Raw genomic sequence first — 25,556 nt, forward strand, 5'->3', positions numbered from 1 at the left:
TCATGTCGTCCGCGAAGAAGGTCCGCTCAGCCGGTACGCCGTGGTGCTCGAGCGCCCGAGTGAAGACCTCGGGCTCGGGCTTGCGCGCGCCGAAGTTGCTCGTCGTGTCGAGGTGCTCGCCGAAGAGCTGCGCGAGCGACGGCGCCCACCGCGCGATCCACCGCCCGGCGAGCGGCCCGTTGTTCGTGAGGAGCCCGACGCGCCCGTGCTCGGCCGCGATGCGGACCGCCTCGATCCGCTCGGGGAGTTCGGTCATGGCCGCGCCGCGGAACCGTGCCCACTCGGCCTCCGGGACGTCGCAACCCATCGCGTCCTCGAACGCGGCGAGGTAGGCGTCGCCGTCGGCGTAGTGCCCGGCCTCGGCGCGGGCCTCGTTGCCGCAGTCCCACCAGCGCCGGCGGAGCTCGGTGAAGTCGTGCCCGGTGAACGCGGCGAGGGCCTCCATCCGCACCCGCCAGTCGTAGTGCACGAGGACCTCGTCCATGTCGAACAGGAACAGGAGCGGGGGCACGGGCGTCTGGTTCACGATGCCACCCATTCTGTCGCACTATCATCGTGCGAGTCATGGCCTCCCGATACGACTGCACCGACCCCGACGGCCTCCTCACCGGGATGCGGCTCGCACGTGCCGCACTCGGACGCGGAGAGCTCGTCGTCGTGCCCACCGACACCGTCTACGGTCTCGCCGCCGACGCGTTCAGCGCGTCCGCGGTGCAGCGGCTGCTCGACGCGAAGGGCCGCACCCGGCAGTCGCCGCCGCCCGTGCTCATCCCCGGGCCGCCGACGCTCGACGCGCTCGCGAGCGAGGTCCCGCAGCAGGTGCGCGACCTCGTCGACGAGTTCTGGCCGGGCGGGCTCACCGTGATCCTCCGCGCGCAGCCGTCGCTCGACTGGGACCTCGGCGAGACCCGCGGCACCGTCGCGCTCCGCATGCCGGACTCCCGGATCGCGCTCGAGCTCCTGCAGGAGGTCGGTCCGCTCGCGGTCTCCTCGGCGAACAGCACGGGCGACCCCGCGGCGATGGACGTCGACGCGGCCGAGCGCATGCTCGGCGACAGCGTCTCGGTGTACCTCGACGGCGGGCCGATCGAGGTGCACGACGGGTTCGCGGCGTCTACCGGGTCGACGATCGTCGACGCGACCGGGCTCTCGACCGGGGGCAAGCTGACGATCGTGCGGCACGGCGTGATCCCGGACGACGAGATCGCGCGGGTCGTCGGGGCCGACCTGGTCGCGTGAAGTACTACCTGCTCGCGGGAGCCATCGCCGCGGTCGTGAGCTTCTGCATCAGCTGGCTGGTCTGGAAGCTCGGGGTCCGGTACGGCTGGTACCCGAAGGTCCGCGAGCGCGACGTGCACCGCACGCCGACACCGCGCCTCGGGGGCATCGCGATGTACCTCGGCGTCATCGTCGCAATGCTCGCGGCGTGGTTCCTGTTCCCGTCGATCGCCGGGACGGACTACTTCCGGCTGGTGTTCTCCGAACCCGGGCGCGTGCTCGCGGTGCTCGGCGGCGCGACGATCATCGTCGTGCTCGGCGTCGCGGACGACATCTGGGACCTGGACTGGATGACGAAGCTCGCCGGGCAGATCATCGCCGCCGGCATCCTGGCGTGGCAGGGGGTCGCGATCGTCTCGCTGCCGATCGGCAACACGCTCGGCGTCGGTTCCTCGTACATGAGCCTCATCTTCACGGTGCTGGCGGTCGTGCTGGTGATGAACGCCGTGAACTTCATCGACGGCCTGGACGGGCTCGTGGCCGGGGTCGCGATCATCGCCGGCGGGGTGTTCTTCCTCTACACGTTCTTCATCAACCGCGTGGTCGTGCAGACGGAGTTCTTCTTCAACCTGCCGTCGCTGTTGACGGCCGTCCTCGTCGGGGCGTGCTTCGGGTTCCTCATCCTCAACTGGCACCCCGCGAAGCTGTTCATGGGGGATGCCGGCGCGCTGCTCGTGGGCTTCCTGATGGCCACCAGCGCGGTGAGCGTGACGGGCAACATCGACCCCGCTGCCGTGCAGACCCGTCAGGCGCTGCTGCCGGCGTTCATCCCGATCCTGCTGCCGTTCGCGATCCTCATCGTGCCGATCCTCGACTTCGGCCTCGCGGTCACCCGACGGCTCAGCGCCGGCAAGTCGCCGTTCTCGGCGGACCGGAAGCACCTGCACCACCGGCTCCTCGACATGGGGCACTCGCACTTCCACGCGGTGCTCATCTTCTACGCCTGGACGGCCACCGTCGCGTTCGGTTGCCTCCTGTTCCTGTTCGTCGACTGGTACTGGGTGGTCGCGTTCGTGGCCGTCGGGTTCACCGTGTGCGCCGTCGCCACGTTCGCGCCGCTCGGCCGGAAGCGCACCGAGATCGCCGCCCAGACCGCCAACCGCTCCGCCGCCGTGGTGGACGCCAGCCTCGACCCGCTCGACCGGGCCGCCAACGACCGCACGATCCCTGGAGACATCACGTGACCGCACCGAACGCGCTCGACCACGTCCGGCCGGTGTTCCGCCGCATCCTCGTCTGGGCGGGCCTGCTCGCGCTCGGCCTCGCCGTCGTCGGGGGAGTCGTTGGGCTCCTGGTCTCCGGCACGCCCGGGCTCGTCGGGGGCCTGCTCGGCGCGGTGCTGAGCGTCGTGTTCCTCGGGCTGACCGCGCTGTCCGTCCTGGTCGCGCTCCGTGCCTCGAAGGGCCAGATGATCTCCGGCGCGTTCTTCGGCATCGTCATGGGGACGTGGCTGCTGAAGTTCGTGCTGTTCCTCGTCGCGCTCTTCCTGCTCCGCGGCCGGGACTGGGTCGACTTCCCGACCCTCGCGATCGTGATCATCGTCGGCGTGGTCGGCTCGCTCGTCATCGACGTCGTGGCGGTCGCCACCGCGCGGGTCCCGATCGACGTGCCGCTCCCCGGTTCCTCCTCGGCTCCTGGGAAGAGCGACACCCGCAACTGAGAGCCCGGGAAGCCTCCCGCACCTGATAGGCTTCTCGAAGTCCGCGTCCGGAGCCTGCGCTCGGAGCGGACGAGCCTCCACAAAGTCCACCATCGCGTGCCGTGTGTGCGCGCGCCGACACAGGAGACAGCGCTGCTATCCCACGCTCTTCCCCTGTCCCTCACCGCTGCGGTCAACCCCGTCGCGGCGGGGAGCAGCCAGGCCGCCGAGTTCCACGGTCCGTCGATCAACGAGTTCTTCCCTGACGCGCTCCTCTTCGCGGGCACGCCGTTCGAGATCGACCGCCTCGTCATCATCCGCTTCATCGCCGTCGCCGTCCTGCTGGTCATCGGCATCGTCGGGACCCGCTCGATGAAGCTCGTGCCCGGTCGCGGTCAGGCGCTCATCGAGTACGCGTTCGACGTCGTCCGTCGCAACACGTTCGACAACCTCGGCGAGAAGGACGGCAAGCGGTTCCTGCCGATCCTCGCCACCATCTTCTTCTCGGTGCTGTTCCTGAACCTGACGGGTCTGATCCCCGGGTTCAACCTGCAGGGCACCAGCCGCATCGCGTACCCGCTGATCCTCGCGGTCGTCGCCTACGTGGCGTTCATCTACGCGGGCCTCAAGAAGCACCCCGGCGCGTTCCTGCGCAATGCGCTCTTCCCGCCCGGGGTCCCGTGGCCGCTCTACATCATCGTGACGCCGATCGAGCTCGTCTCGACCTTCGTGCTCCGTCCGGTGACGCTGACGCTGCGACTGCTCATGAACATGGTCGTCGGGCACCTGCTGCTCGTCCTGTTCTTCGCGGCGACGCAGTTCTTCCTGTTCGACACCGAGGGCGCCTTCAAGCTCTTCGGTGTCGGGACGCTCGCGTTCGGCATCGCGTTCAGCTTCTTCGAGATCCTGGTCGCGCTGCTGCAGGCGTACGTCTTCATGCTGCTGACCGCTGTGTACATCCAGCTCGCGCTGGCTGACGAGCACTGACCTGCACTGACCCCCATACGGCACGGCATCCGCCGGGTCGCACCTGAAAGGAAAACACGTGGACGCAACGACCGTTCTCGCGGCAATCAACGGCAACATCGCGACGGTTGGCTACGGCCTCGCAGCGATCGGCCCGGCCATCGGCGTGGGCGTCGTCGTCGGCAAGACGATCGAGTCCGTCGCTCGCCAGCCGGAGCTCCAGGGCCGTCTGACGACCCTCATGTACATCGGTATCGCCTTCACCGAGGCCCTTGCCTTCATCGGCATCGCGACGTACTTCATCTTCACCGGCACCAACTAAGGCCCCTCGATGCAGAACGCACTGATCATCGCGGCGGAGGAGACGCACAGTCCCCTCGTCCCGCCGGTGTACGACATCGTGTGGTCGGCCGTTGCGTTCGTCATCATCCTCGCGGTCTTCTACTGGGTCATCATCCCGCGGATCACGAAGATGCTCGACGAGCGCACCGAGGCCATCGAAGGTGGCATCAAGAAGGCGGAGGCCGCTCAGGAGCAGGCCGCCGCTGCGCTCGACGAGTACAACAAGCAGCTGGCGGAAGCGCGTGCCGAGGCGTCGCGCATCCGTGAGCAGGCCCGTGCAGACGCAACCGCCATCGGCAACGAGGTCCGCGAGCAGGCTGCCGCCGATGCCGCCCGCATCACCGCGAACGCCCAGGCGCAGATCGAGGCCGAGCGCCAGAGCGCGCTCCAGTCGCTCCGCACCGAGGTCGGCTCGCTCGCACTGGACCTCGCGTCCGGTGTGATCGGGGAGTCCCTCAAGGACGACGCGAAGTCGAACGCCGTCGTGGACCGCTTCCTCGCGGACCTCGAGGCGTCCAAGGCCGGGGAGCGCTGAGCATGCGCAGCGCCACCAGGGAAGCACTCGCGTCCACGAGGGCGGTGCTCGCCGACCTCGGCAGCAGCGCCGACCTGGCCACGGGTGCCGAGATCCTCGCCTCCGGGCGTGCGATCGCCGGTGCGCCGCAGCTGCTCGGTCTGCTGTCCGACCCGACGGCCGACCCGGCCGGCAAGAAGGTCGTCCTCGACCGCGTCTTCGCCGGTCAGTCGGACGCGACGCGTGCGGTCCTGACCGCGGTGGCCGGCTCGCGCTGGTCCTCGCAGCAGGACCTCCTCGCGGGCATCGAGGACGCGGGCATCCGCGCCGTCGCCGCCACTGCGGGGTCGGAGTCCTCCATCGAGTCGGAGCTGTTCGCCTTCGAGACCGCCGTCCGTTCGGACGCCGACCTCGAGCTGGCGCTCGGCACCAAGCTCGGCAGCCCGGCGGAGAAGGGCGCGCTCGTCGAGCGGCTGCTCGGCTCCAAGGCGTCGCAGCAGACCGTGACGATCCTCTCGGCGCTCGTGCAGCAGCCGCGTGGCCGTCGGATCGGCGAGCTGGTCCGCGACGCGAGCCGCATCGTGGCCGACCAGGCGGACAAGCTCGTCGCGACCGTCATCACCGCGACGCCGCTCGACGCCGGACAGTCCGCCCGCGTGGCCCGCGGTCTCGGCGAGCGGTACGGCAAGGACATCAGCATCAACCAGGTCGCCGACCCCTCGGTCGTCGGCGGGGTCCGGGTGCAGATCGGCGGCGACGTCATCGACGGCACCGTGTCCACGCGCCTGGCGGAGCTCCGGCTCCAGCTGGCCGGCTGAGCGTACCGTCGAAGCCGCCCCACCCAGAGTCCACAACGGGAACTGTCGTCGTGACGGCAGCATCACCCTCTCGGAGCCGAAGGGCCCCGGAAACCAACAAGGAAAATCCCATGGCAGACATCACCATCAGCCCCGATGAGATCCGTGATGCCCTGAAGGACTTCGTCTCGAACTACGAGCCGACGAAGGCCTCCACGGCCGAGGTCGGGCACGTCACCGACGCCGGAGACGGCATCGCGCACGTCGAGGGCCTCCCCGGCGTCATGGCCAACGAGCTCATCCGCTTCGCGGACGGCACGCTCGGCCTCGCGCAGAACCTCGACGAGGACGAGATCGGCGCCATCGTGCTCGGCGAGTTCGACGGCATCGAAGAGGGCCAGGAAGTCACCCGCACCGGCGAGGTCCTCTCGGCCCCGGTCGGCGACGGCTTCCTCGGACGCGTCGTCGACCCGCTCGGCAACCCGATCGACGGTCTCGGCGAGATCCCGGCCGAGGGCCGTCGTGCCCTCGAGCTCCAGGCACCCGGCGTCATGTCCCGCAAGTCGGTGCACGAGCCGCTCCAGACCGGCATCAAGGCCATCGACGCGATGATCCCCGTCGGCCGCGGTCAGCGCCAGCTGATCATCGGCGACCGCCAGACCGGCAAGACGGCGATCGCGATCGACACGATCATCAACCAGAAGGCCAACTGGGACTCGGGCGACGTCGACAAGCAGGTCCGCTGCATCTACGTCGCCATCGGTCAGAAGGGCTCCACGATCGCCTCCGTCAAGGGCGCGCTCGAGGACGCCGGCGCGATGGAGTACACCACCATCGTCGCGGCACCCGCCTCCGACCCGGCCGGCTTCAAGTACCTCGCCCCCTACACCGGTTCGGCCATCGGCCAGCACTGGATGTACGGCGGCAAGCACGTCCTGATCATCTTCGACGACCTGTCGAAGCAGGCCGAGGCCTACCGTGCCGTGTCCCTCCTCCTCCGCCGTCCGCCGGGCCGCGAGGCCTACCCGGGCGACGTCTTCTACCTGCACTCCCGCCTGCTGGAGCGTTGCGCGAAGCTGTCCGACGACCTCGGCGCCGGTTCGATGACGGGTCTCCCGATCATCGAGACCAAGGCGAACGACGTGTCGGCGTACATCCCGACCAACGTGATCTCGATCACCGACGGCCAGATCTTCTTGCAGTCCGACCTCTTCAACGCGAACCAGCGTCCGGCGGTCGACGTGGGCATCTCGGTGTCGCGTGTCGGCGGTGACGCGCAGGTCAAGTCGATCAAGAAGGTCTCCGGCACGCTCAAGCTCGAGCTCGCGCAGTACCGCTCGCTCGAGGCGTTCGCGATGTTCGCGTCCGACCTCGACCAGGCGTCGCGGCGTCAGCTCGACCGCGGTGCGCGTCTGACCGAGCTCCTCAAGCAGCCGCAGTACTCGCCGTACCCGGTCGAGGAGCAGGTCGTCTCGATCTGGGCCGGCACCAACGGCAAGCTCGACGAGGTCCCGGTGTCGGACGTCCTCCGCTTCGAGTCGGAGCTGCTCGAGCACCTCCGCCGCAACTCGGACATCCTCACCACCCTGCGCGAGACCAACCAGCTCAGCGACGAGACCGTCGCCGCGATGGACCGCGAGATCGACGCCTTCACGAAGGGCTTCCAGACGAGCGACGGCAAGACGCTCGGCTCGGAGCAGTTCGAGTCCGCGTCCTCCGAGGACGTCGACCAGGAGCAGATCGTCAAGGGTCGTCGCTAGATGGCAGCGCAGGTCCGGGTCTACCGACAGAGGATCAAGTCCGCGAAGACCACGAAGAAGGTCACGCGCGCGATGGAACTGATCTCGGCGTCGCGGATCCAGAAGGCACAGGCCCGCATGGCCGCGTCCGGTCCGTACTCGCGGGCCGTGACGCGGGCTGTGTCGGCCGTGGCGACGTTCTCGAACGTCGACCACGTGCTGACCACGGAGCCCGAGTCCTCGACGCGAGCCGCGGTGGTGCTGTTCACCTCGGACCGCGGTCTGAACGGTGCGTTCAGCACGAACGTCCTCAAGCAGGGTGAGGAACTCGCGTCCCTCCTCCGCAGCGAGGGCAAGGAGGTCGTGTTCTACCTGGTCGGCCGCAAGGCCGTGGGGTACTTCGGTTTCCGTGAGCGCCCGTCCGAGCAGCAGTGGGTCGGCGGCACCGACCAGCCCGAGTTCTCGACCGCCAAGGAGATCGGCGACGCCGTCGTCGGCAAGTTCCTCCAGGACACGGCCGAGGGCGGGGTGGACGAGATCCACATCGTGTTCAACCGCTTCGTGAGCATCGCGACGCAGGAGCCGCAGGTCGTCCGGCTGCTCCCGCTCGAGGTCGTCGAGGGCGTCGAGGCGCCGTCGAACGACGAGCCGCTCCCGCTGTACGAGTTCGAGCCCGACGCGGACGCCGTGCTCGACGCTCTGCTCCCGGTCTACATCGAGAGCCGCATCTTCAACGCCATGCTGCAGTCGGCCGCTTCCGAGCACGCCGCCCGCCAGAAGGCCATGAAGTCGGCGAGTGACAACGCGGACTCCCTCATCCGTGACTTCACCCGCCTCGCGAACAACGCGCGTCAGGCCGAGATCACGCAGCAGATCTCCGAGATCGTCGGCGGCGCCGACGCCCTCTCGTCGAAGAAGAAGTAGTCCGCGTCGTTCGCGGACAGTTACCCACCCTCAGGAAGGCACCAGCCATGACCGACACCGCCACCACCGCGGTCGAGACGTCGTCGGCGCCCGGTGTCGGCCGGATCGCCCGTGTCACGGGCCCCGTCGTCGACATCGAGTTCCCCCACGACGCCATCCCCGAAATCTACAACCTCCTGCACACGACGATCACCATCGGTGACTCCTCGCAGGAGATCGGCCTCGAGGTCGCGCAGCACCTCGGCGACGACCTCGTCCGCGCCATCTCGCTGAAGCCGACCGACGGTCTGGTCCGTGGCCAGGAGGTCCGTGACTCGGGCGTTCCGATCTCGGTCCCCGTCGGTGACGTCACCAAGGGCAAGGTCTTCGACGTGCTGGGCAACGTGCTCAACACCGACGAGGCCATCGAGGTCACCGAGCGCTGGCCGATCCACCGCAAGGCCCCGGCCTTCGACCAGCTCGAGTCCAAGACCACGATGTTCGAGACGGGCATCAAGTCGATCGACCTCCTCACCCCGTACGTGCAGGGTGGCAAGATCGGTCTCTTCGGTGGTGCGGGCGTCGGCAAGACCGTCCTCATCCAGGAGATGATCCAGCGCGTCGCGCAGGACCACGGTGGTGTCTCGGTGTTCGCCGGTGTCGGTGAGCGCACCCGTGAGGGCAACGACCTCATCGGCGAGATGGAAGAGGCGGGCGTCTTCGACAAGACCGCCCTCGTGTTCGGCCAGATGGACGAGCCGCCGGGAACGCGTCTCCGCGTGGCCCTGTCGGCGCTGACGATGGCGGAGTACTTCCGTGACGTCCAGGAGCAGGACGTGCTCCTCTTCATCGACAACATCTTCCGGTTCACGCAGGCCGGTTCCGAGGTCTCCACGCTGCTCGGCCGCATGCCGTCCGCGGTGGGTTACCAGCCGAACCTCGCCGACGAGATGGGTGTGCTCCAGGAGCGCATCACCTCGACGCGTGGTCACTCGATCACCTCGCTGCAGGCGATCTACGTGCCGGCCGACGACTACACCGACCCGGCGCCGGCGACCACGTTCGCGCACCTCGACGCCACGACCGAGCTCTCCCGTGAGATCGCGTCGCAGGGTCTGTACCCGGCCATCGACCCGCTGACCTCCACGTCGCGGATCATGGACCCCCGGTACCTGGGCGCCGACCACTACGAGACCGCGACGCGTGTCAAGCAGATCCTCCAGAAGAACAAGGAACTGCAGGAGATCATCGCGATCCTCGGTGTGGACGAGCTCTCCGAAGAGGACAAGATCACCGTCGAGCGCGCTCGTCGTATCCAGCAGTTCCTCTCGCAGAACACGTACATGGCGAAGAAGTTCACGGGCGTCGAGGGTTCGACCGTCCCGCTGAAGGACACCATCGAGTCGTTCCGCGCGATCGCCGACGGCGAGTTCGACCACGTTGCGACGCAGGCGTTCTTCAACGTCGGTGGCATCAACGACGTCGAAGAGAAGTGGGCGCAGATCCAGAAGGAGAACCGCTGACATGGCGGCACTCACCGTGAGCGTCGTCTCGGCCGACCGCGAGGTCTGGTCGGGCGACGCCACCATGGTCGTGGCACGCACGACGGAGGGCCAGATCGGTGTCCTCGCGGGGCACGAGCCGCTGCTCGCCACCCTCGCCGAGGGTCAGGTCCGCATCACCCGGGCCGACGGCTCGACGGTGACGGCGGACGCCGCCGACGGCTTCCTGTCGGTCGAGCACGACACGGTCACGATCGTGGCGCGGCAGGCCGCGCTGGCGTCCTGACCGGACTGACCGTCCTCCTCCCGCCTTCGGAGACGAAGCGGGAGGGCGGGGACACCGACCGCACACTCGACCTGCGTGCGCTGTCGTTCCCGGAACTGTCCGACGAGCGGGCCGCGGTGATCACCGCGGCCCGCTCCGTCAGTTCCGAGGAGTCCTCTGCGCGGACGGCGCTGAAGCTCGGTCCGAAGTCGATCGCCGAGCGGTTCCGGAACCTCGAGCTCGAGACCTCGCCGACGATGCCGGCGATCGACCGCTACACGGGCGTGCTCTACGACCCGCTCGGTGCGCCGAGCGCCGACGACGCCACCCGACGGTGGTGGTTCGACCACGTCGTGGTGCAGTCCGCGATGTTCGGGCCGATCGGTGCCGGGGACGCGATCCCGGCGTACCGGCTCTCGCACGACTCCCGCCTCGGGACCCTCCGGCTGGCCGCGCACTGGCCGGCCGTCTCGACGCCGGTGCTGGCCGCGCGCTCCGACGGAGTGGTGTTGGACCTCCGGTCCGAGGGCTACCGACAGCTCGGTCCGGTGCCGGGTGCGCTCGCGCCCCGGGTGGTGAGCGTCGACGGCTCCGGCCGCCGCAAGGCGCTCAACCACTGGAACAAGACCGCGAAGGGGCGCCTGGTCGCGTTGCTCGGCCGGACGGGCGCGGCGGTCGCCTCCGCCGAGGGGCTGCTCTCCTGGGCTGCGGAGAACGGCGTCGTCCTCGAGCGCACCCAGGACGGCTGGGACCTGGTGGCCGAGTCCCTCGAGGGCGTCCCCGCCTGACGGCGTTCGTCCTCCACAGGTCGCACGGGTCGGGTCGCCGTCCACAGGTGGCGGCTCCCGACCGGCCTGGAGGCACGGATCGCGCTTCGATGTCGTGCATGATCCCCACCACGACACGGTCCGAGCACGACCGAACGATCCGGTACCCGCGTGAGATCGCTGCCGCAGTGACCCTGCGTGCGGCCTGCGCCGCCCTGACCTCCGGACCCGCGGGCCGCCCACTGACGCCCGCGGAGTCGATCGCGGTCCTCACGACGAGCGCCGCGCTCGCGACGCGGTTCGCCGTGCTCGAGCACGTGGCCGATGCGTCCGGGCGCGACGCCCGCTCCGTCGTGCCCTTCGACGCCTTCACCGACCGGCTGCCGCCCGCGCTGATCGGCGCGGGGCCCGCGCCGGACCCCGACCGGGTGCGCACGGCCGGTGACCGCCTGGCCGCGGCGTGGCGGTTCTGGAGAGCCGGGAGCGATCCGGAGGGCTGTGCGCAGGGAGCGGCCGGGGCGTTGGCCCTCGCAGCCTGGTGTGCGTGGGCGCTCGGGTCCGACGCCCGCGCACAGACGCGTGCCGTGTACGCGCTCGAGACCGCCGCGGACGATCCGCTGGCGTCACTCGTGGCACGACTGGTCCGGACCCGGACGAGACCCGCGTGGGAGCGGCTGTGACGTCGCGGTCCCGGCATCGTCTACGGTTGGAGCACCAGCGAGGGAGGGCTCGGGTGCGCGACGACGACACTCACGACGAGATCGACGACACCGTCATCCGACCACGCCACCGCACCGCGTCCGCCGACGATCCCGTGAACGACGACGCTGTGAGCGACGACCTCCTGGGCGACACGGTCATCCGACCCCGGCTGGACCGTGCTGCCGACCCACTCGGCGACACCGTGATCCGTCCGCGCCCCGTGGGCCCCGCGGACGACGACACCGTCCTCCGCGGCGCCCTGGCCGGGCCGGAGCCGACGACCGACGACACCGTCCGCGGGGCACCCCCGCGACCACCCCTGGGAGCCGCACCGCTCGCGGGACCGGCACCGCGCCTCCCGGCCGAACCGCGCACCGCGCGGGTGCCCTCCGTCCGCATCGGGGACCACGTCGTGCGGCTCGACCGGCCCGTGATCGTCGGGCGTCGTCCCACGCTCCCGCGCGTCGTGCGCGGGCCGGAACCCCGGCTCGTGACCGTGCGGTCAGCATCCGGACAGGTCTCGTCGTCGCACGTGCTCGTGCAGGCCTCCGGTGAGGCCGCGGTCGTCGAGGACCTCCGATCGACGAACGGCACCGTGGTCCGCCCGGTCGCCGGAGCGCCCTTCCGCATGCCGGCGGGTGGGACCGCGGTGGTCCTGACGGGTACGGTTGTCGAGATCGGCGACGGCAACACCGTCGAGATCCTCTCGCCGCACCTCCGTGCGGCCCCGGGGGATCCCGTCCCCGCCCCGCCGGACTGGCCGTGACCGGTTCCCTGACCGTCGTGCCCCCGAACCCCCAGAGAGCGATCGAAGACACGTGACCGAACTCGGCCGAGCAGCCACTGCGCACGCCATCGACGTCCCCGGTGCCGACGGCGCCGTCCTCACCCTGTCGTGGGGCGCTGCGACCGACGTGGGTCGGCGTCGTGACCACAACGAGGACAGCTACATCGTCGGGGCCCCCTTCTTCGTGGTCGCGGACGGCATGGGCGGGCACCTCGCGGGCGACCGCGCCAGCGACGCCGTCGTCCGTCGGCTGGCACAGGTGTCCGAGCAGCCCTTCACCACCCGGCAGGGGATCCAACGCGCGCTCCTCCTCGCGACCGCCGACATCGAGCGCGCCGCGGGCGGGAACGCCATCGGGGCCGGCACGACCGTCACCGGGATCGCCCTCGTGGCGTCGCAGGGGCAGCCCGCGGCGCTCGTGTTCAACGTCGGGGATTCGCGGACCTACCGCATCGACGCCGGGGTGCTCCGCCGCGTGACGGTCGACCACTCGGTCGTGCAGGAGATGGTGGACGCGGGGCTCCTCCGTGCCGAGGACGCCGAACGGCACCCGGACAGCAACGTCATCACCCGCGCCGTCGGGTTCGGTGAGCCGCCCGAGCCGGACTGGTGGACCCTGCCGCTGCGGCAGGGCGACCGCTACATCGTCTGCTCGGACGGGCTGACGAAGGAGCTCGGCGACGTCGGCATCGCCCGCATCGCTGCGCGCGTCGAGGGTGCACAGGACCTCGCTGAACGCCTCGTCGGCGACGCGGTGGTCGCGGGGGGACGCGACAACGTGACGGTCGTCGTGCTGCAGGTCGACGGGGCGCCCGACGACGGCGACGTCGAGGACACCCTGCCCCGCCACTGACGGCCCCCGAACTGGGGTCGTCCGGTCCTGGGAGGTGGTCCGGCCCCCGGGCTGGGCGTCGGTGGCCTTCCGTACAATGACATGGCCGTGACGAGCGTGCCGGCCGTGCGTCGGTCGGGGAGGAGGGGAGCATGGCACGACGACTGCCGTCCGACCCGCCCGTGATCGCGGGCTTCAGTCCCGTGCACGTCCTCGGCTCCGGCGGCTTCGCGGACGTCTTCCTCTACGAGCAGGACATGCCGCGGCGCAAGGTCGCGGTGAAGGTGCTGCTCGACGAGGTCGTCGACGACCGTGTCCGGCAGATGTTCCAGGCCGAGGCGAACCTCATGGCCCGGCTGAGCACCCACCCCTCGATCCTCACCGTCTTCCAGGCGAGCGTCGCGTCCGACGGCCGACCGTACCTGGTGATGGAGCTCTGCTCGTCGTCGCTCAGCGATCGGTACCGGCGTGAGCCAGTCCCCGTGTCCGAGGTGCTCGCGATCGGTGTCCGCATCGGTGCTGCGCTCGAGACCGCTCATCGTGAAGGCGTCCTGCACCGCGACATCAAGCCGTCGAACATCCTCCTCACGGCGTACGGCAACCCCGTGCTGTCCGACTTCGGCATCGCGGCGACCGTGGGGGAGTCCGACCCGGACGAGCCGATCGGCATGTCGATCCCGTGGTCCGCGCCCGAGGTCCTCGGTGACGAGTCCCGCGGCACGGTCCAGTCCGAGGTCTACTCGCTCGCCGCGACCGTCTACTCGCTGCTCGCCGGACGGAGCCCGTTCGAGGTCCGCGGCGGCAAGAACGGCGCCGGCGACCTGATGAGCCGGATCGAGAAGGGCGGCGTGAAGCCCACCGGCCGCACCGACGCGCCGCCGTCGCTCGAACGACTGCTCGCGACCGCGATGTCCCGGAAGCCGCAGCAGCGGCCGGCGACCGTGCTCGAGCTCGTGCGGGGCTTCCAACAGGTCGAGGCCGAACTCGGCATCCCGCAGACCTCCGCGGACGTCGCGGTCGAGGCGTGGGCCGTGGCCACCCCGACGCCGGACGGGGACCGCACGATGATCCGCGAGCTCCAGCCGCCGACCCGGGTCGGAGGACGTCGCCGCGCGCGCCGAGCGGTGCAGGGCGGCGTCGCGGCGATCGGCGCGCAGAGCGTCGGCACGGTGCACCGCACCGGATCGGCGACCCGCGCGCGGCGCAGGAACCGCAGCACGCTGCTCTGGGCCGGTTCGTCGGCGGTGGTCGTCGTCGCCGCCCTGGCCATCGCGACCGTGGTCGTGGTCGGTCGACTCGGCAGCGGGGCGATCCCGGTCGTGTCGGACGTCCGTGCGAGCACGAGCGCGACGTCCGTGACCTTCCGTTGGGCTGATCCCGGGCTGGCCGACGGTGACACCTACGTCGTCTCCTCGAACGGCGCGTCCAGTCAGCAGTCGGGCACCACGTTCGTCGTCAGCGGCCAGCGCGGGGACGAGGAGTGCATCTCCGTCGCGGTGAACCGTGACGGCAAGACCGGGGCAGCGAGCGCGCAGCGGTGCGCGACCATCGGGAGCGGCCGGTGATCCGGGCCTTCCTCACGAAGCACCGGTCGGCAGCGATCACGACCGCGGCCTCGGTGCTCGTCGGCGCCGTCGTCGCCACCGCGGCCGTGGCCTCGAGCGGCTACCACACCCAGCGCGTCGACCTCGGCGACGGCACCGTCTGGGTGCCGTCCTCCCAGTACGGCGCCGTCGGGCGGGCGAACACGGGCGTCCTCGAGCTGAACACCGCGGTGGAGACCTCGACGGACCAGCTCGCGGTGCTGCAGCGCGGCTCCACCGTCTACAGCGTCGACCAGACCAAGGGGACCGTCGCGAAGGTCGACGTCGCCGATGCGACCGTGGGCGACCCCGTCACCCTGCCCGCCGGGTCGCCGCAGGTGTTCTTCGCCGGGTCGTCGGCGGTCATCGGGAACGCCGACACCGGCGAGCTCTGGACGACCCCGGCGGCGGACCTCGCCGACTTCGATGCCTCCGCCAAGGCCGATCTGACGCTCGGCGCCGACGCGGTGTTCGACGCGTCCGACGACCACGTGGCGGTCTACTCCCCGAAGACGTCGACCGCCTCGCTCGTCGCGCTCGGGGCGACGCCGTCCGTCGCGCAGAAGTGGACCGTGCGGATGGACGCCGAGCACGACCTCGAGGTCGCAGCGTTCGGGCAGCACGTCGCCGTGCTCGACCGGACCGACGGCGTCCTCGCGGTCGACGGCGACCGCGTCGAACTCGGTGACCGGGTGGGTGCACAGCCCGCCCTGCAGCGCTCCACGGCCGACGGCACGAGCGTCGTCGTCGCCGGGACGGCCGGCATCGTCCGGGTCTCGGCGAACGGTGCGGTCGACGCGACCCCGTTGACGGTGTCCGGTCGCGCGGCCCGGCCGTACGTCGACGGATCGTGCGTCTACGCGGCCTGGGCCGGTGGACAAGCCGTCGACACGTGCGACGGTCGCGCGGTGCAGCGGCTGCAGAGTGCTGCCGGTTCCGGCGACCTCCAGATCCTGCACAACGGCAGCACGATCGTCGCCAACGACCCCGACAGCGGCAAGTCGTGGGCGATCGACCGCAGCGGTCAGCTCATCGACAACTGGTCCGACCTCATCAAGAAGGACGACGACCAGCAGCAGGAGCAGGTCTCCGACGACGACCCGCAGGTCGAGAAGGACCAGAAACCGCCGGTCGCGGTGGACGACCGACTGGGTGCGCGTCCGGGACGCACCACGAGCCTCCCGGTCCTGCTCAACGACTACGACCCCAACGGCGACCCCATCATCGTGAGCGAGGTCGGGAAGATCGACGACGCGATCGGTCGCGTCGCGATCGTCGCGGAGGGCCAGCGGCTGCAGATCACGCTCTCCGACCGCGCGCGCGGCACCGTCTCGTTCCCCTACACGATCACGGACGGCAACGGTGGCTCCGACACCGCGACCGTCCGGGTCGCCGTGCGGCAGCCGTCCGAGAACGACGCTCCGCGGCAGGTCCGCGACACCAGCGCGAACGTCGTGCAGAACGGGCACGTCGTGACCAACGTGCTCGGCGACTGGGTCGACCCGGACGGCGATCCGGTGTACCTGAAGTCCGCGACGGCGTCCGACGGCGACACCGTGTCGACGACGCCCGACGGGCTCCTCGACTACCGCAACAAGAGCGGCCGGACCGGCGACCGCTCCGTGCAGCTGGTCGTGAGCGACGGCCAGGCCGACGGTCGCGGCTCCCTGACCGTCGCGGTCGCGAAGGCCGGCAGCGTCCCGCTCTACGCCGACGCGTTCCCGGTGGCGGGCTACGCCGGCAAGGCGTTCACCGTCGACCCGCTCGACCACGTCCGCGGCGGCAACGGGACGGTCACCCTGACGAGCGTGTCGTCGTCCAAGGGCCTCACGGTCACGCCGAGCTACGACTCCGGCACGTTCCGTGTCGTCGGCGCCGGAGCCGGCGACCACCAGCTCGAGTACACCGTGACGGACGGCTCGAAGACGACCAGCGGTGTGGTCCGGGTCACCATCCAGGCGCCGCCGGACGCCTCGACGCCGCCGATCACCACGCCGAAGACGGTCTTCGTCAACACGTTGTCGACGAAGGACACCGACGTCACGGCGACCGACATCGACCCCGCGGGCGGCGTGCTCCTCGTCACCGCGATCGACCAGCCGGACCGGGCGTCCGGCGTGCAGGCGAGCGTGCTCGACCAGCACACGGTCCGGATCACGCTGACGGCGCCGCTCGACGGTCCGGTCACGTTCGGCTACACGGAGACGAACGGACTCGCGTCGGCGACCGGCTCGATCACCGTCGTCGAGATCCCGAAGCCCGACCGCATCCAGCCGCCGGTGGCCCAGCCCGACACCGCCACCGTGCGGGTCGGGGACGTCGCGAACATCCCCGTGCTGGACAACGACACCCAGCCCGAGGGCGAACCCCTCACCCTGCAGCCGGACCTCGTCCAGAACGTCCCGGGCGACGGCGGCCTGCTCTTCGTCTCGGGCGACCACCTCCGGTACCTCGCACCGAAGACCCCCGGCAACTACACCGCGGTCTACCGCGTCGCCGGGCCCGACGGACAGTACGCCGACGCCACCGTGTCGATCTCGGTCCGCGACAAGGACACGGCGACGAACAACCCGCCCGTCCCGCAGACCGTCACGGCCAGGGTCGTCGCGGGCAAGTCCGTGCGGATCTCGATCCCGCTCAACGGCATCGACCCCGACGGCGACTCGGTCCAGCTGGTCGGCGTCGGTTCGAACCCCGACAAGGGGTCCGTCAGCGACGTCTCCGCCGACTCGCTCACCTACGAAGCCGGTGACTACTCGGCCGGGACCGACGAGTTCACCTACACCGTGGTGGACGCACTGGGCGCCCGGGCGACGGGGACCGTCCGCGTCGGCATCGCGCCGCGCGCCGAGCAGGCGTCGAACCCCGTCGCCGAGGCCGACCACATGACCATCCGCCCCGGCGGCTCCGTCACCGTGCGCGTGCTCCAGAACGACTCCGACCCGGAGGGCGGCCAGCTCACCGTCACGAAGGCCGAACCCACCGACACCGCCGTGCGGGCGAAGGTGCTCCGGAAGCAGCAGATCCGGGTGACCCCGCCCGCGGACGCCACGAGCGGTGACTTCGCCGTCCTCTACACGGCGACGAACGAGAGCGGCGGGTCGAGCACGGCGTTCCTCACGGTCACGGTCGACAAGGACGCCGAGCCGTTGCGGCCGGAGGTCGACGACACGACACTCGACCTGCAGGACATCATCCGCCGGCAGAGCGTCACGGTCGACGTCCTCAAGAACGTCTTCTTCGCCGAGGGCACCGCTGCCGACCTCACCGTCGGGGTCGTCGACGGGTACGGCGACACGGCTCGGCTGACGGACGACGAGCGCATCGAGGTCCAGCTGACGGACGACTCGCAGGTGATCCCGTTCTCGGTCGCGCGCAAGGACCGGCCGGACGTGGTCTCGTACGGGTTCATCAACGTGCCGGGGTTCGACGACGCGCTCCCGCAGATCGACCGCACCGCCCCCGCCATCACCGTGAAGAGCGAGGCGGCGGTCCGCATCCCGCTGTCCGACTACGTCGTCACCGCGAACGGGCAGACCGCGAAGATCACGGACGACGGCACCGTCAAGGCCACCCACGCCAACGGCCAGGACCTCGTCGTGGACTCGTCGACGCTGCAGTTCACCTCGGCGAAGCTGTACTACGGGAACGCGTCGATCTCGTTCGAGGTCACGGACGGCTCGAACGCCAACGGCGGCAAGGGCCGGACGGCGACGCTCGTCCTGCCGATCAAGGTGCTGCCCCGGTCGAACCAGCCGCCCGCGTTCTCGGGGTCCGCGCTCGACATGCAGCCGGGGGAGTCGCACACCGTCGACCTCGCGAAGCTCACCGACTACCCGTACCCGAAGGACCTCCCGGAGCTGCGCTACTCCATCGTCAGCCAGCCGAGCCAGGGGGTCACCGCGACCGTCGTCGGGCAGCGGCTGACCGTCACGGTCGCCGACACCGCGAAGAAGGACACCACGTCCTCCATCGGCGTGGGGGTCGCGGACGACGCCAACGCCGGACGGGCGGGCACCATCAGCGTGTCGGTCGTCGCGTCCACTCGTCCGCTCGTCCAGCCCGGCGCCGACACGAGCATCGCCAAGCGCGGCGAGACGACCTCCATCAACGTGCTCGCCAACGACCAGCCGACCAACCCGTTCCCGGGCGAGCGACTCCGTGTCGTGGCGATCCGCGGGCTCGGTGGCGGCCTGCCCGCCGGCGTGAGCGTCACGCCGAGCGCCGACAAGTCGCGATTGCAGGTCCAGGTGTCCTCGTCCGCGAAGCCGGTCGACGCGCACCTGCAGTACCAGGTCGCGGACGCCACCGACGACCCGGACCGGTACGTGTGGGGCGACGTCACGATCTCCGTGCAGGACGTCCCCGACGCTCCGGGCGCTCCGACCCGCACCGGGTCGTACGACGGCGGTCAGGTGACGCTGACGTGGTCGACGCCGCAGGCGAACAACTCGCCGATCACCGGGTACCGGGTCACCGGGACCGACGGGGTGTCGAAGGACTGCGGCACGGCCACGGTCTGCCAGCTGACAGGGCTGGACCCGAAGGCCTCGTACCGGTTCTCGGTGACGGCGACCAACGCCGTCGGCGACAGCGAGCCGTCGGCGCAGTCCGCGCCGATGAGCGCCGACTACGTGCCGGCACCGCCGACCGGGATCACCGTGAAGCCGAACCCGGACACGCCGAACCAGGTCGACGTGGACTGGAACGCGGTGCCCGCGCCGAACAACGGCAGCGCCGTGGACAACTACGTGGTCACCATCTCCGGACCGGGGTTGACGGTCACGAGGAGCACGGGGACCGCGACGAGCACGTCGTTCACGGGGGCGCAGAGCGGCCAGAACTACGTGGTGAAGATCTCCGCGCGGAACCAGGCTGATCGGAACGACACCGTGGTGCAGTGGAACTCGGCATCCGGCTCGGGAACGGCGGTCGGGACACCTGCGGTCCCCACGCTGACGGCGGACGGCGAACGGCAGGGCTCCTCGACCGCGGTGACGCTCAACGCGTCCGAGGGCGACTGGGCAGGCCCGGTCGGGACGATCAAGATCGCCAAGTTCGCGAGGTCGACCCCGATCCCGTCCGGGTGCTCGACGGACGGAGCCGAGGCTGTCTGGACCGGGGCATCGAGGACGGACACCATCTCCGATCCCTACCGTTACGTCGCGTACGCCGACAACGGTCTCTTCTGCACCCCGTCGTCCCCGCAGGGGGTCCAGGGCTACCAGACTCCGGATGCGCCCACCGGCTCGGCAGCGTTGCAACAGAACGGCGCCAACTGGGATGTCGTCGCCAGCACCTCGAGCTCGGCGCAGTACCTGTACTACTCGGTCAACGGAGCCGCGCCGGTGCGGTTCGGCGGCACCGTGAACCTCCGGGCCGGGGCGGGGTTCGGGATCGCGACGAGCGTCGTCTTCACCGCGTGTGCCACGGACGGCGATTACTGCGCATCGAGCGCGGCATCGCAGGCGACCGCGTTCACGACCCGGGCGAGCGTGCAGTCCGCGGCGGTCGGGAGCACTCCGAACATCGTGGACAACAACAACGGCTTGTTCAAAGCGGACGCGATCTCGTACACGATCCTGTACTGCAAGGACAACCCGCTCGGCCTCGGGAGCACGTGCGACGCCGACAACCCCGAGACCGACACCGCCTGGAGCACTTCTGACCCGGTGCCCGCCGGCTACGACGAGATCCGTGTGCAGGAGACCGTGACGGACAGCCAGGGTGCGAAGCACACGGACCCGGGCTACGCCAGCGCTCGGGTGACCGGCAGCGGCAGCGGCAACTGAGCCACGTGCCGACCACGCTCTACGCTTCCGAGTAGCGCGCCCACGACCAACGACTCACCACCGAAGGAACGACCCCGCATGAGCATGACCCCGGAGCAGGCCACCTGGTTCGCCGACGTCGCCGGCCGCATCGTGACCAACGTCGAGCAGGTGCTCCTCGGGAAGACGTTCGTGATCCGGCTCGCGGTCACGGCGATGCTCAGCGAGGGACACCTCCTGCTCGAGGACGTCCCCGGCACCGGCAAGACGAGCCTCGCGCGGGCGATGGCGCAGAGTGTGCAGGGCTCGACGAACCGCATCCAGTTCACGCCCGACCTGCTGCCCGGCGACATCACGGGCATCAGCGTCTACGACCAGCGCACCCAGGAGTTCGACTTCCACCGCGGCCCGGTGTTCTCGAACATCGTGCTCGCCGACGAGATCAACCGCGCGAGCCCGAAGACCCAGTCCGCGCTGCTCGAGGCGATGGAGGAGTCCGCGGTCACCGTCGACGGCGTCAACCACCGGCTCGCCGCGCCGTTCATGGTGATCGCCACCCAGAACCCCGTCGAGCAGGCCGGCACTTACCGTCTGCCGGAGGCGCAGCTCGACCGCTTCCTCATGAAGGCGTCGATCGGCTACCCGGACCACGCCGCGACGGTGAAGATCCTCGAGACGTCGTCTGCGCCGTCGGCGTCGGTGCCGCTCGCGAGCGTCGTGCCGGCGGCGACGATCACCGAGATGGCCGCGCTCGCCCGATCGGTGCACGTCGACGCCGTCATCGCCGACTACGTCGCCCGGCTCGTCGACTCGACGCGCTCCGCGAGCGAGGTCCGACTCGGGGTCAGCGTCCGTGGCGCGATGGGTCTGATGCGGGCGTCCCGTGTGTTCGCGGCGCTCAACGGCCGCCACTACGTCACGCCCGACGACGTGAAGTCGCTGGCGGTCCCGGTGCTCGCGCACCGCCTCGTGCTCGACGCCGAGGCCGAGTTCGACGGCGTCAGCCCGACCGCGGTCGTGTCGCAGCTCCTGGTCGAGACGCCACCCCCTGCTGACCGGGTCGCGTCGTGACCGACCGCCGGCCCGCCACGACGCGTTCGCGCCGCCCCTCCTCGACGCGGTCGCGTCGCGGGTCGGGCGCGTCCGAGCGCACCGGGACGGTCGCCGGCCTGACGAACGTGCGGACCCGTCTGGTCGGGGACCGCGACAGCGTCGCCGCAGACGCGGTCGTCGGCGTCGTCCGGCTCTGGGCAACGGCCTGGAGGCTCGTCGGACGTGCCTGGGACGAGGTCTCGTCGGTGGTCACCGGCCTGGGATGGACGGTGGCGGTCCTCACGCTCGTCGCGTTCGTCGCGGGGTACCGTCTCGGCCTCCGCGAGGTCGTCGTCGTGGGGTTCGCCGGTGCGCTGCTGATCGTCGTCGCCGCGGTCGCCCTGATCGGGCGGTCGCGCCTGCTCGTCCGGATGCGCCTCCCGCAGCACCGCGTCGCCGTCGGCGACCCGGCCGCGGTGGTGGTGACCGCCGAGAACCCGGGACGGCTGCCGTCGGTCCCGAGCACGGTCGAGGTCCCCGTTGGGGTGGGGCTGGTCGACGTCGCCATCCCGGCGATCGCGGCGAAGGGGACCTTCGAGCAGGAGGTCCCGGTCCCGACGACGCGGCGCGGCGTGCTCGACGTCGGCCCCGTGACCGGCGTCCGAGCGGACCCGGTCGGACTCGTCCGTCGCGAGGTCGTCTGGACTGCCCGTGAGCAGGTCATCGTGCACCCGCGCACGATCGCGATCCCGTCGACGAGCACCGGACTCGTGCGGGACCTCGAGGGGCAGGCGACGACGGACCTCTCACCGGCCGACATCGCGTTCCACGCCATCCGTGAGTACATGCCCGGTGACGACCCGCGCACGATCCACTGGAAGTCGACCGCGAAGTCGGGCGCCCTGATGGTCCGGCAGTTCGAGGACACCCGTCGGTCGCACCTCGTGGTCGCGCTCGGGTCGTCCCGGGCCGAGTTCGCCGACGGGGACGAGTTCGAGCTCGCCGTGAGCGCCGCCGCGTCGCTCGGCACCCGAGCGATCCGGGACGGCCGCGACGTCACCGTGGTGGTGTCCGAGCGGACGCCGGAGTTCGCGAAGCGTCCGGTGTACGCGGTGCACCGGCTGCCGACGGTCACCCCGACACGGCTGCTCGACGACTTCGCGACCGTGGGCCTCGCCGAGGCCTGCCTCCCGATCGCCGAGGTCGCCCGGATCGTCGGCAACGACACGGCGGGCATCTCGGTCGCGTTCCTCGTGGTCGGCTCCACCGTCGAGCTCCCGGCACTCCGGCTCGCCGCCACGCGGTTCCCCGTCGGGGTCGAGGTCGTGGCCGTCATCTGCGAGCCCGAGGCCCAGCCGCGGTTCCTCCGGGTTGCCGGGCTGACCGTCATGACGATCGGCTACCTCGACGACCTGCGCACCGCGCTCCACCGATCGGCGGCGGCGTGAGCGCCCCGGCACCCGCGACGCCGGCGACCCGTGTCCGCCGGACCGCTCGGCGCAACGCGCGTCGGGCCGCTCCGCTGCGCCTGGCGGGCGGGACGCTGGTCGTCTGGCTGCTCGTGGCGGTGGCGAGCACGTCGTGGTGGCCGGTCTACCGCGACGACTCGATGTTCGTGGCCGCGGTGACCGCGATCGTGGCGGGCACGGTCGTCGCGCTCCTCGGCGCGGTGTACCGACTCTCGTCGCCGGTCGTCGGCCTGGCGACGGTCGCCGCGTTCACGCTCACCGGCGTGCCGGCCGCTGTGCCGGGGGCGGCGAACGGGGTGTTGCCGACGGGGCGCGGGCTGCTCGACCTCTTCGCCGGCGTGGCCCTCGGCTGGAAGCAGCTGGTGACCATCAGCCTGCCGGTCGGTTCCTACGAAGCCCTGCTCGTCCCGTACTTCGTGAGCGTCCTCGTCGTGACGGTGACCGGCGTGAGCGTGGCGACCCGCGCCTCCCGGCAGGAACTGGGCGCGATCGCGCCCCTCGCGCTCTTCGCGGCCGGGATCGTGGTCGGGCCGACACGGCTCGACACCTCGATCGTGACCGCGGTCGTCCTCGCCGGCCTCGCGCTGGTGTGGGCCCTCACCGCGCGGCACGCGCGCCGTGCCGTGGCCGTCGCGTCGACCGTCGGGACGCGGGTGCCGATCGCGCGCTCGGTCCTCCGGCCGGCGCTCGTCGGGACGGGGACCATCGTCGCCGCCGCGGTCGTCGCGACCGCACTCGGACTCGTCGCGCCGCCCTCGGGGGCCCGCACGGTGGCGCGGACGGACGTGGTCAAGCCGTTCGATCCACGCGACTACGTCAGCCCGCTGAGCGGGTTCCGCGCCTACGAGGAGTCCGACGAAGCCGACACGGCGCAGCTGCGGGTCACCGGACTCCCGGCGGACGGCTTCGTGCGGATCGCGACCCTCGACACGTACGACGGCGTCGTCTACCGCGTCGGCGGCTCGGACGGTGCCGCCGCGTCCGGGACGTTCGAACGCGTCCCGACCTCGGTCGACGTCCGCGGCGTGCGGGGGACGACGGTGCGCGTGGGGGTGACGGTCGACGGCTACAGCGGGGTGTGGCTGCCCACGGTCGGCGACCTCGAACGCGTCGACTTCTCCGGGCGCCGTGCCGACGAGGACCGCGGTGCCTTCTTCTACAACGCCTCCACGGGCACCGGTGCCGTCGTCGGCGGGGTGTCCCGCGGGACGACCTACGACCTGACCGCGGTGCTCCCGGACCAGCCGACACAGGGCCAGCTCGCCTCGGCGAAGCCGGGGACGGCGCAGCTCCCCGCGCTCCGCGGGGTCCCGGACGCGGTGCGCGACACCGTCGAGGCGTACACGGACGGTGCGGGGTCGGACGGCGCGAAGCTCGTCGCCATGCTGGAGCAACTGCGACGAACGGGCTACGTGAGCCACGGTGTCGGCGACGACCGCGCGAGCCGGTCCGGACACGGCGCCGACCGGATCACCGAGCTGCTGACCTCGGCGCTCATGGTCGGGGACCAGGAGCAGTACGCGGTGGCGGCTGCGCTGATGGCCGAGCAGATCGGCTTCCCGACACGGGTCGTGCTCGGGTTCGCGGAGGGTGGCGACTCCGGCGCCGACGCGGCTTCCGACGGCGGGACGACGACGTTCACGGGCTCGGACGTCACCGCTCGCATCGAGGTCGACACGGCGCAGTGGGGATGGGTCGTGCTCAACCCCAACCCGACCGTCCGGAAGATCCCGGACGCGCAGCAGGAGACCCCGAAGCCGGTCACCCGCACGGAGACCGTCGTGCCCCCGCCGCCGGCCGACCAGCAGGACCAGGACCAGCAGGCGCCGCCGCAGAGCGACCGCGACACGCCGCCGGTGCAGCCGCTCTGGCTCCAGATCCTCCTCGCCGTGCTCCCGTGGGTGGCCGGGGTCCTCGCGGTCGCCGCGCTCGTGCTCCTGCCGTTCGCCGTGATCGTCCTGGTCAAACGGATCCGACGTCGGCGTCGACGTCGGGCTCCGTCGCCACGCGGTCGGATCGTCGGGGCGTGGGACGAGTACCGCGATGCGCTCCTCGACCGCGGACACGCGGTGGCACCCTCGGCGACCCGCCGTGAGAGCGTCCGCGGCGCGCCGGGGGAGGGCGGCCCCGGGTTGGCGGCCCTGGCCGACCGTGCGGTCTTCGGGCCGAGCGAGGTCGACGAGCCGACCGCGGACCGGATGTGGCGGGCGACCGACGAGGCGATCACCAGCCTGCGCACGGGGCGCACCCGTCGGGAACGGTTCCGGACGGCCGTGTCCCTCCGCTCCCTCCGGCTCGGCGACGTCCGCCGGGCGGCGGTCGACGGCCGGGTCGGCCTCGTCGCCTCGAAGGGCGGTCGGACCTCGCGTGACTACGATGGCCGGAGGCCGATCGGACGTCGTGGACGACAGCGCGAGGAAGGTCGACCGAGTGAGGACAGAGGCACCACGTGATCAGATGCGAACACTGCGGCTCAGCGCTGCCGGACGGAGCGATCTTCTGCGGTGAGTGCGGACGTGCGGTGACGGCGACCGCGAACCGACGTCCGGCCGCCAGCGCCCCGGTCGAGCAGGCGCCGCCGCCGCCGCTCCTCCAGCCCGACGTGCACGGCCGTCGTCCGGACCCGGCGGCGGATGCCTGGCTCCCGGAGTCCACGCTGGACCCGGCG

At 71.0% G+C, this 25,556-nt stretch carries 21 protein-coding genes and 1 pseudogene; 21 read left to right on the forward strand and 1 reads right to left on the reverse strand.

The window, feature by feature from the left end; genetic code table 11:
* Nucleotides 1-526, reverse strand: a 526-nt coding sequence (locus IEY20_RS16960) for an HAD family hydrolase (RefSeq protein ID WP_194461789.1), incomplete at its 3' end; no start/stop codon positions are given.
* A gap of 38 nt (nucleotides 527-564) precedes the next feature.
* On the opposite strand from IEY20_RS16960, the gene IEY20_RS00900 reads away from it, so the two are divergent.
* From IEY20_RS00900 to IEY20_RS17395, 21 genes and pseudogenes are all read left to right on the forward strand, one after another.
* Nucleotides 565-1,239, forward strand: coding sequence for an L-threonylcarbamoyladenylate synthase (locus IEY20_RS00900; protein ID WP_022905147.1), 675 nt, complete (start codon nucleotides 565-567; stop codon nucleotides 1,237-1,239).
* On the forward strand, nucleotides 1,236-2,462 hold the full coding sequence (locus IEY20_RS00905) for an MraY family glycosyltransferase (protein ID WP_022905148.1): 1,227 nt from the start codon (nucleotides 1,236-1,238) through the stop codon (nucleotides 2,460-2,462). Before IEY20_RS00900 ends, IEY20_RS00905 begins: the two co-directional genes overlap by 4 nt.
* Nucleotides 2,459-2,938 (forward strand): Cg1360 family ATP-synthase-associated protein, encoded by a 480-nt coding sequence (locus IEY20_RS00910; RefSeq protein WP_022905149.1) that lies wholly within the window; start codon nucleotides 2,459-2,461, stop codon nucleotides 2,936-2,938. Before IEY20_RS00905 ends, IEY20_RS00910 begins: the two co-directional genes overlap by 4 nt.
* Before the next feature lie 105 nt (nucleotides 2,939-3,043).
* On the forward strand, nucleotides 3,044-3,904 hold the full coding sequence (gene atpB / locus IEY20_RS00915; RefSeq protein WP_022905150.1) for a F0F1 ATP synthase subunit A: 861 nt from the start codon (nucleotides 3,044-3,046) through the stop codon (nucleotides 3,902-3,904).
* Nucleotides 3,905-3,962: 58 nt separating this feature from the next.
* Nucleotides 3,963-4,205 (forward strand): ATP synthase F0 subunit C, encoded by a 243-nt coding sequence (gene atpE, locus IEY20_RS00920; protein ID WP_175329112.1) that lies wholly within the window; start codon nucleotides 3,963-3,965, stop codon nucleotides 4,203-4,205.
* 9 nt (nucleotides 4,206-4,214) lie between these two features.
* Complete coding sequence (locus IEY20_RS00925; protein ID WP_022905152.1) at nucleotides 4,215-4,760, forward strand: F0F1 ATP synthase subunit B; 546 nt, start codon at nucleotides 4,215-4,217, stop codon at nucleotides 4,758-4,760.
* 2 nt (nucleotides 4,761-4,762) lie between these two features.
* On the forward strand, nucleotides 4,763-5,557 hold the full coding sequence (locus IEY20_RS00930; protein ID WP_175329113.1) for a F0F1 ATP synthase subunit delta: 795 nt from the start codon (nucleotides 4,763-4,765) through the stop codon (nucleotides 5,555-5,557).
* Nucleotides 5,558-5,667: 110 nt separating this feature from the next.
* Nucleotides 5,668-7,296, forward strand: a complete 1,629-nt coding sequence (atpA, locus tag IEY20_RS00935) for a F0F1 ATP synthase subunit alpha (protein WP_022905154.1) — start codon at nucleotides 5,668-5,670, stop codon at nucleotides 7,294-7,296.
* The gene (locus IEY20_RS00940; RefSeq protein WP_022905155.1) at nucleotides 7,297-8,199 is read left to right on the forward strand and encodes a F0F1 ATP synthase subunit gamma; all 903 of its coding nucleotides are present in this window, start codon (nucleotides 7,297-7,299) and stop codon (nucleotides 8,197-8,199) included. It abuts the gene before it with no gap.
* Between the two features lie 47 nt (nucleotides 8,200-8,246).
* Nucleotides 8,247-9,701, forward strand: coding sequence for a F0F1 ATP synthase subunit beta (gene atpD / locus IEY20_RS00945; RefSeq protein ID WP_175329114.1), 1,455 nt, complete (start codon nucleotides 8,247-8,249; stop codon nucleotides 9,699-9,701).
* Between the two features lies 1 nt (nucleotide 9,702).
* On the forward strand, nucleotides 9,703-9,966 hold the full coding sequence (locus IEY20_RS00950; RefSeq protein ID WP_022905158.1) for a F0F1 ATP synthase subunit epsilon: 264 nt from the start codon (nucleotides 9,703-9,705) through the stop codon (nucleotides 9,964-9,966).
* Nucleotides 9,967-9,971: 5 nt separating this feature from the next.
* On the forward strand, nucleotides 9,972-10,733 hold the full coding sequence (locus IEY20_RS00955) for a YaaA family protein (RefSeq protein ID WP_175329357.1): 762 nt from the start codon (nucleotides 9,972-9,974) through the stop codon (nucleotides 10,731-10,733).
* A 98-nt stretch (nucleotides 10,734-10,831) separates the two neighbouring features.
* Nucleotides 10,832-11,392: a hypothetical protein gene (locus IEY20_RS00960; protein WP_175329115.1), complete on the forward strand. Its 561-nt coding sequence runs from the start codon at nucleotides 10,832-10,834 to the stop codon at nucleotides 11,390-11,392.
* Nucleotides 11,393-11,541: 149 nt separating this feature from the next.
* Entirely contained in the window at nucleotides 11,542-12,180 is a 639-nt protein-coding gene (locus IEY20_RS00965; protein ID WP_175329116.1) for an FHA domain-containing protein, read from the forward strand.
* A gap of 52 nt (nucleotides 12,181-12,232) precedes the next feature.
* On the forward strand, nucleotides 12,233-13,054 hold the full coding sequence (locus IEY20_RS00970) for a PP2C family protein-serine/threonine phosphatase (protein ID WP_022904252.1): 822 nt from the start codon (nucleotides 12,233-12,235) through the stop codon (nucleotides 13,052-13,054).
* A 131-nt stretch (nucleotides 13,055-13,185) separates the two neighbouring features.
* A complete protein-coding gene (locus IEY20_RS00975) occupies nucleotides 13,186-14,598 on the forward strand; it encodes a serine/threonine-protein kinase (RefSeq protein WP_175329117.1) in 1,413 nt (470 codons plus the stop codon).
* Nucleotides 14,595-20,408, forward strand: a complete 5,814-nt coding sequence (locus tag IEY20_RS00980) for an Ig-like domain-containing protein (protein WP_175329118.1) — start codon at nucleotides 14,595-14,597, stop codon at nucleotides 20,406-20,408. Before IEY20_RS00975 ends, IEY20_RS00980 begins: the two co-directional genes overlap by 4 nt.
* A gap of 78 nt (nucleotides 20,409-20,486) precedes the next feature.
* Nucleotides 20,487-21,458, forward strand: coding sequence for an AAA family ATPase (locus IEY20_RS00985; RefSeq protein ID WP_175329119.1), 972 nt, complete (start codon nucleotides 20,487-20,489; stop codon nucleotides 21,456-21,458).
* Nucleotides 21,455-22,867 carry a DUF58 domain-containing protein gene (locus IEY20_RS00990; RefSeq protein ID WP_175329120.1) on the forward strand — a complete coding sequence of 471 codons (1,413 nt, stop codon included), beginning with the start codon at nucleotides 21,455-21,457 and terminating at the stop codon, nucleotides 22,865-22,867. The genes IEY20_RS00985 and IEY20_RS00990 overlap by 4 nt, the downstream gene beginning before the upstream one ends.
* Entirely contained in the window at nucleotides 22,864-25,341 is a 2,478-nt protein-coding gene (locus IEY20_RS00995) for a transglutaminase TgpA family protein (protein WP_188888849.1), read from the forward strand. Before IEY20_RS00990 ends, IEY20_RS00995 begins: the two co-directional genes overlap by 4 nt.
* Nucleotides 25,338-25,406 (forward strand): annotated as a pseudogene (locus tag IEY20_RS17395) (zinc-ribbon domain-containing protein); the annotation flags it as partial. The gene IEY20_RS00995 and the pseudogene IEY20_RS17395, both read left to right, overlap by 4 nt.
* Between the last annotated feature and the right edge of the window lie 150 nt (nucleotides 25,407-25,556).

The sequence above is a fragment of the Curtobacterium luteum genome (assembly GCF_014646995.1).
Taxonomy (GTDB): Bacteria; Actinomycetota; Actinomycetes; order Actinomycetales; family Microbacteriaceae; genus Curtobacterium; species Curtobacterium luteum.

Bases quoted from the DNA above. Each gene is read 5' to 3' on its own strand.
- IEY20_RS00900 (WP_022905147.1), top strand. From the start codon at position 565: ATGGCCTCCCGATACGACTGCACCGACCCCGACGGCCTCCTCACCGGG.
- IEY20_RS00925 (WP_022905152.1), top strand. From the start codon at position 4,215: ATGCAGAACGCACTGATCATCGCGGCGGAGGAGACGCACAGTCCCCTC.
- IEY20_RS00930 (WP_175329113.1), top strand. From the start codon at position 4,763: ATGCGCAGCGCCACCAGGGAAGCACTCGCGTCCACGAGGGCGGTGCTC.
- atpA (WP_022905154.1), top strand. From the start codon at position 5,668: ATGGCAGACATCACCATCAGCCCCGATGAGATCCGTGATGCCCTGAAG.
- IEY20_RS00940 (WP_022905155.1), top strand. From the start codon at position 7,297: ATGGCAGCGCAGGTCCGGGTCTACCGACAGAGGATCAAGTCCGCGAAG.
- atpD (WP_175329114.1), top strand. From the start codon at position 8,247: ATGACCGACACCGCCACCACCGCGGTCGAGACGTCGTCGGCGCCCGGT.
- IEY20_RS00950 (WP_022905158.1), top strand. From the start codon at position 9,703: ATGGCGGCACTCACCGTGAGCGTCGTCTCGGCCGACCGCGAGGTCTGG.
- IEY20_RS00960 (WP_175329115.1), top strand. From the start codon at position 10,832: ATGATCCCCACCACGACACGGTCCGAGCACGACCGAACGATCCGGTAC.
- IEY20_RS00975 (WP_175329117.1), top strand. From the start codon at position 13,186: ATGGCACGACGACTGCCGTCCGACCCGCCCGTGATCGCGGGCTTCAGT.
- IEY20_RS00985 (WP_175329119.1), top strand. From the start codon at position 20,487: ATGAGCATGACCCCGGAGCAGGCCACCTGGTTCGCCGACGTCGCCGGC.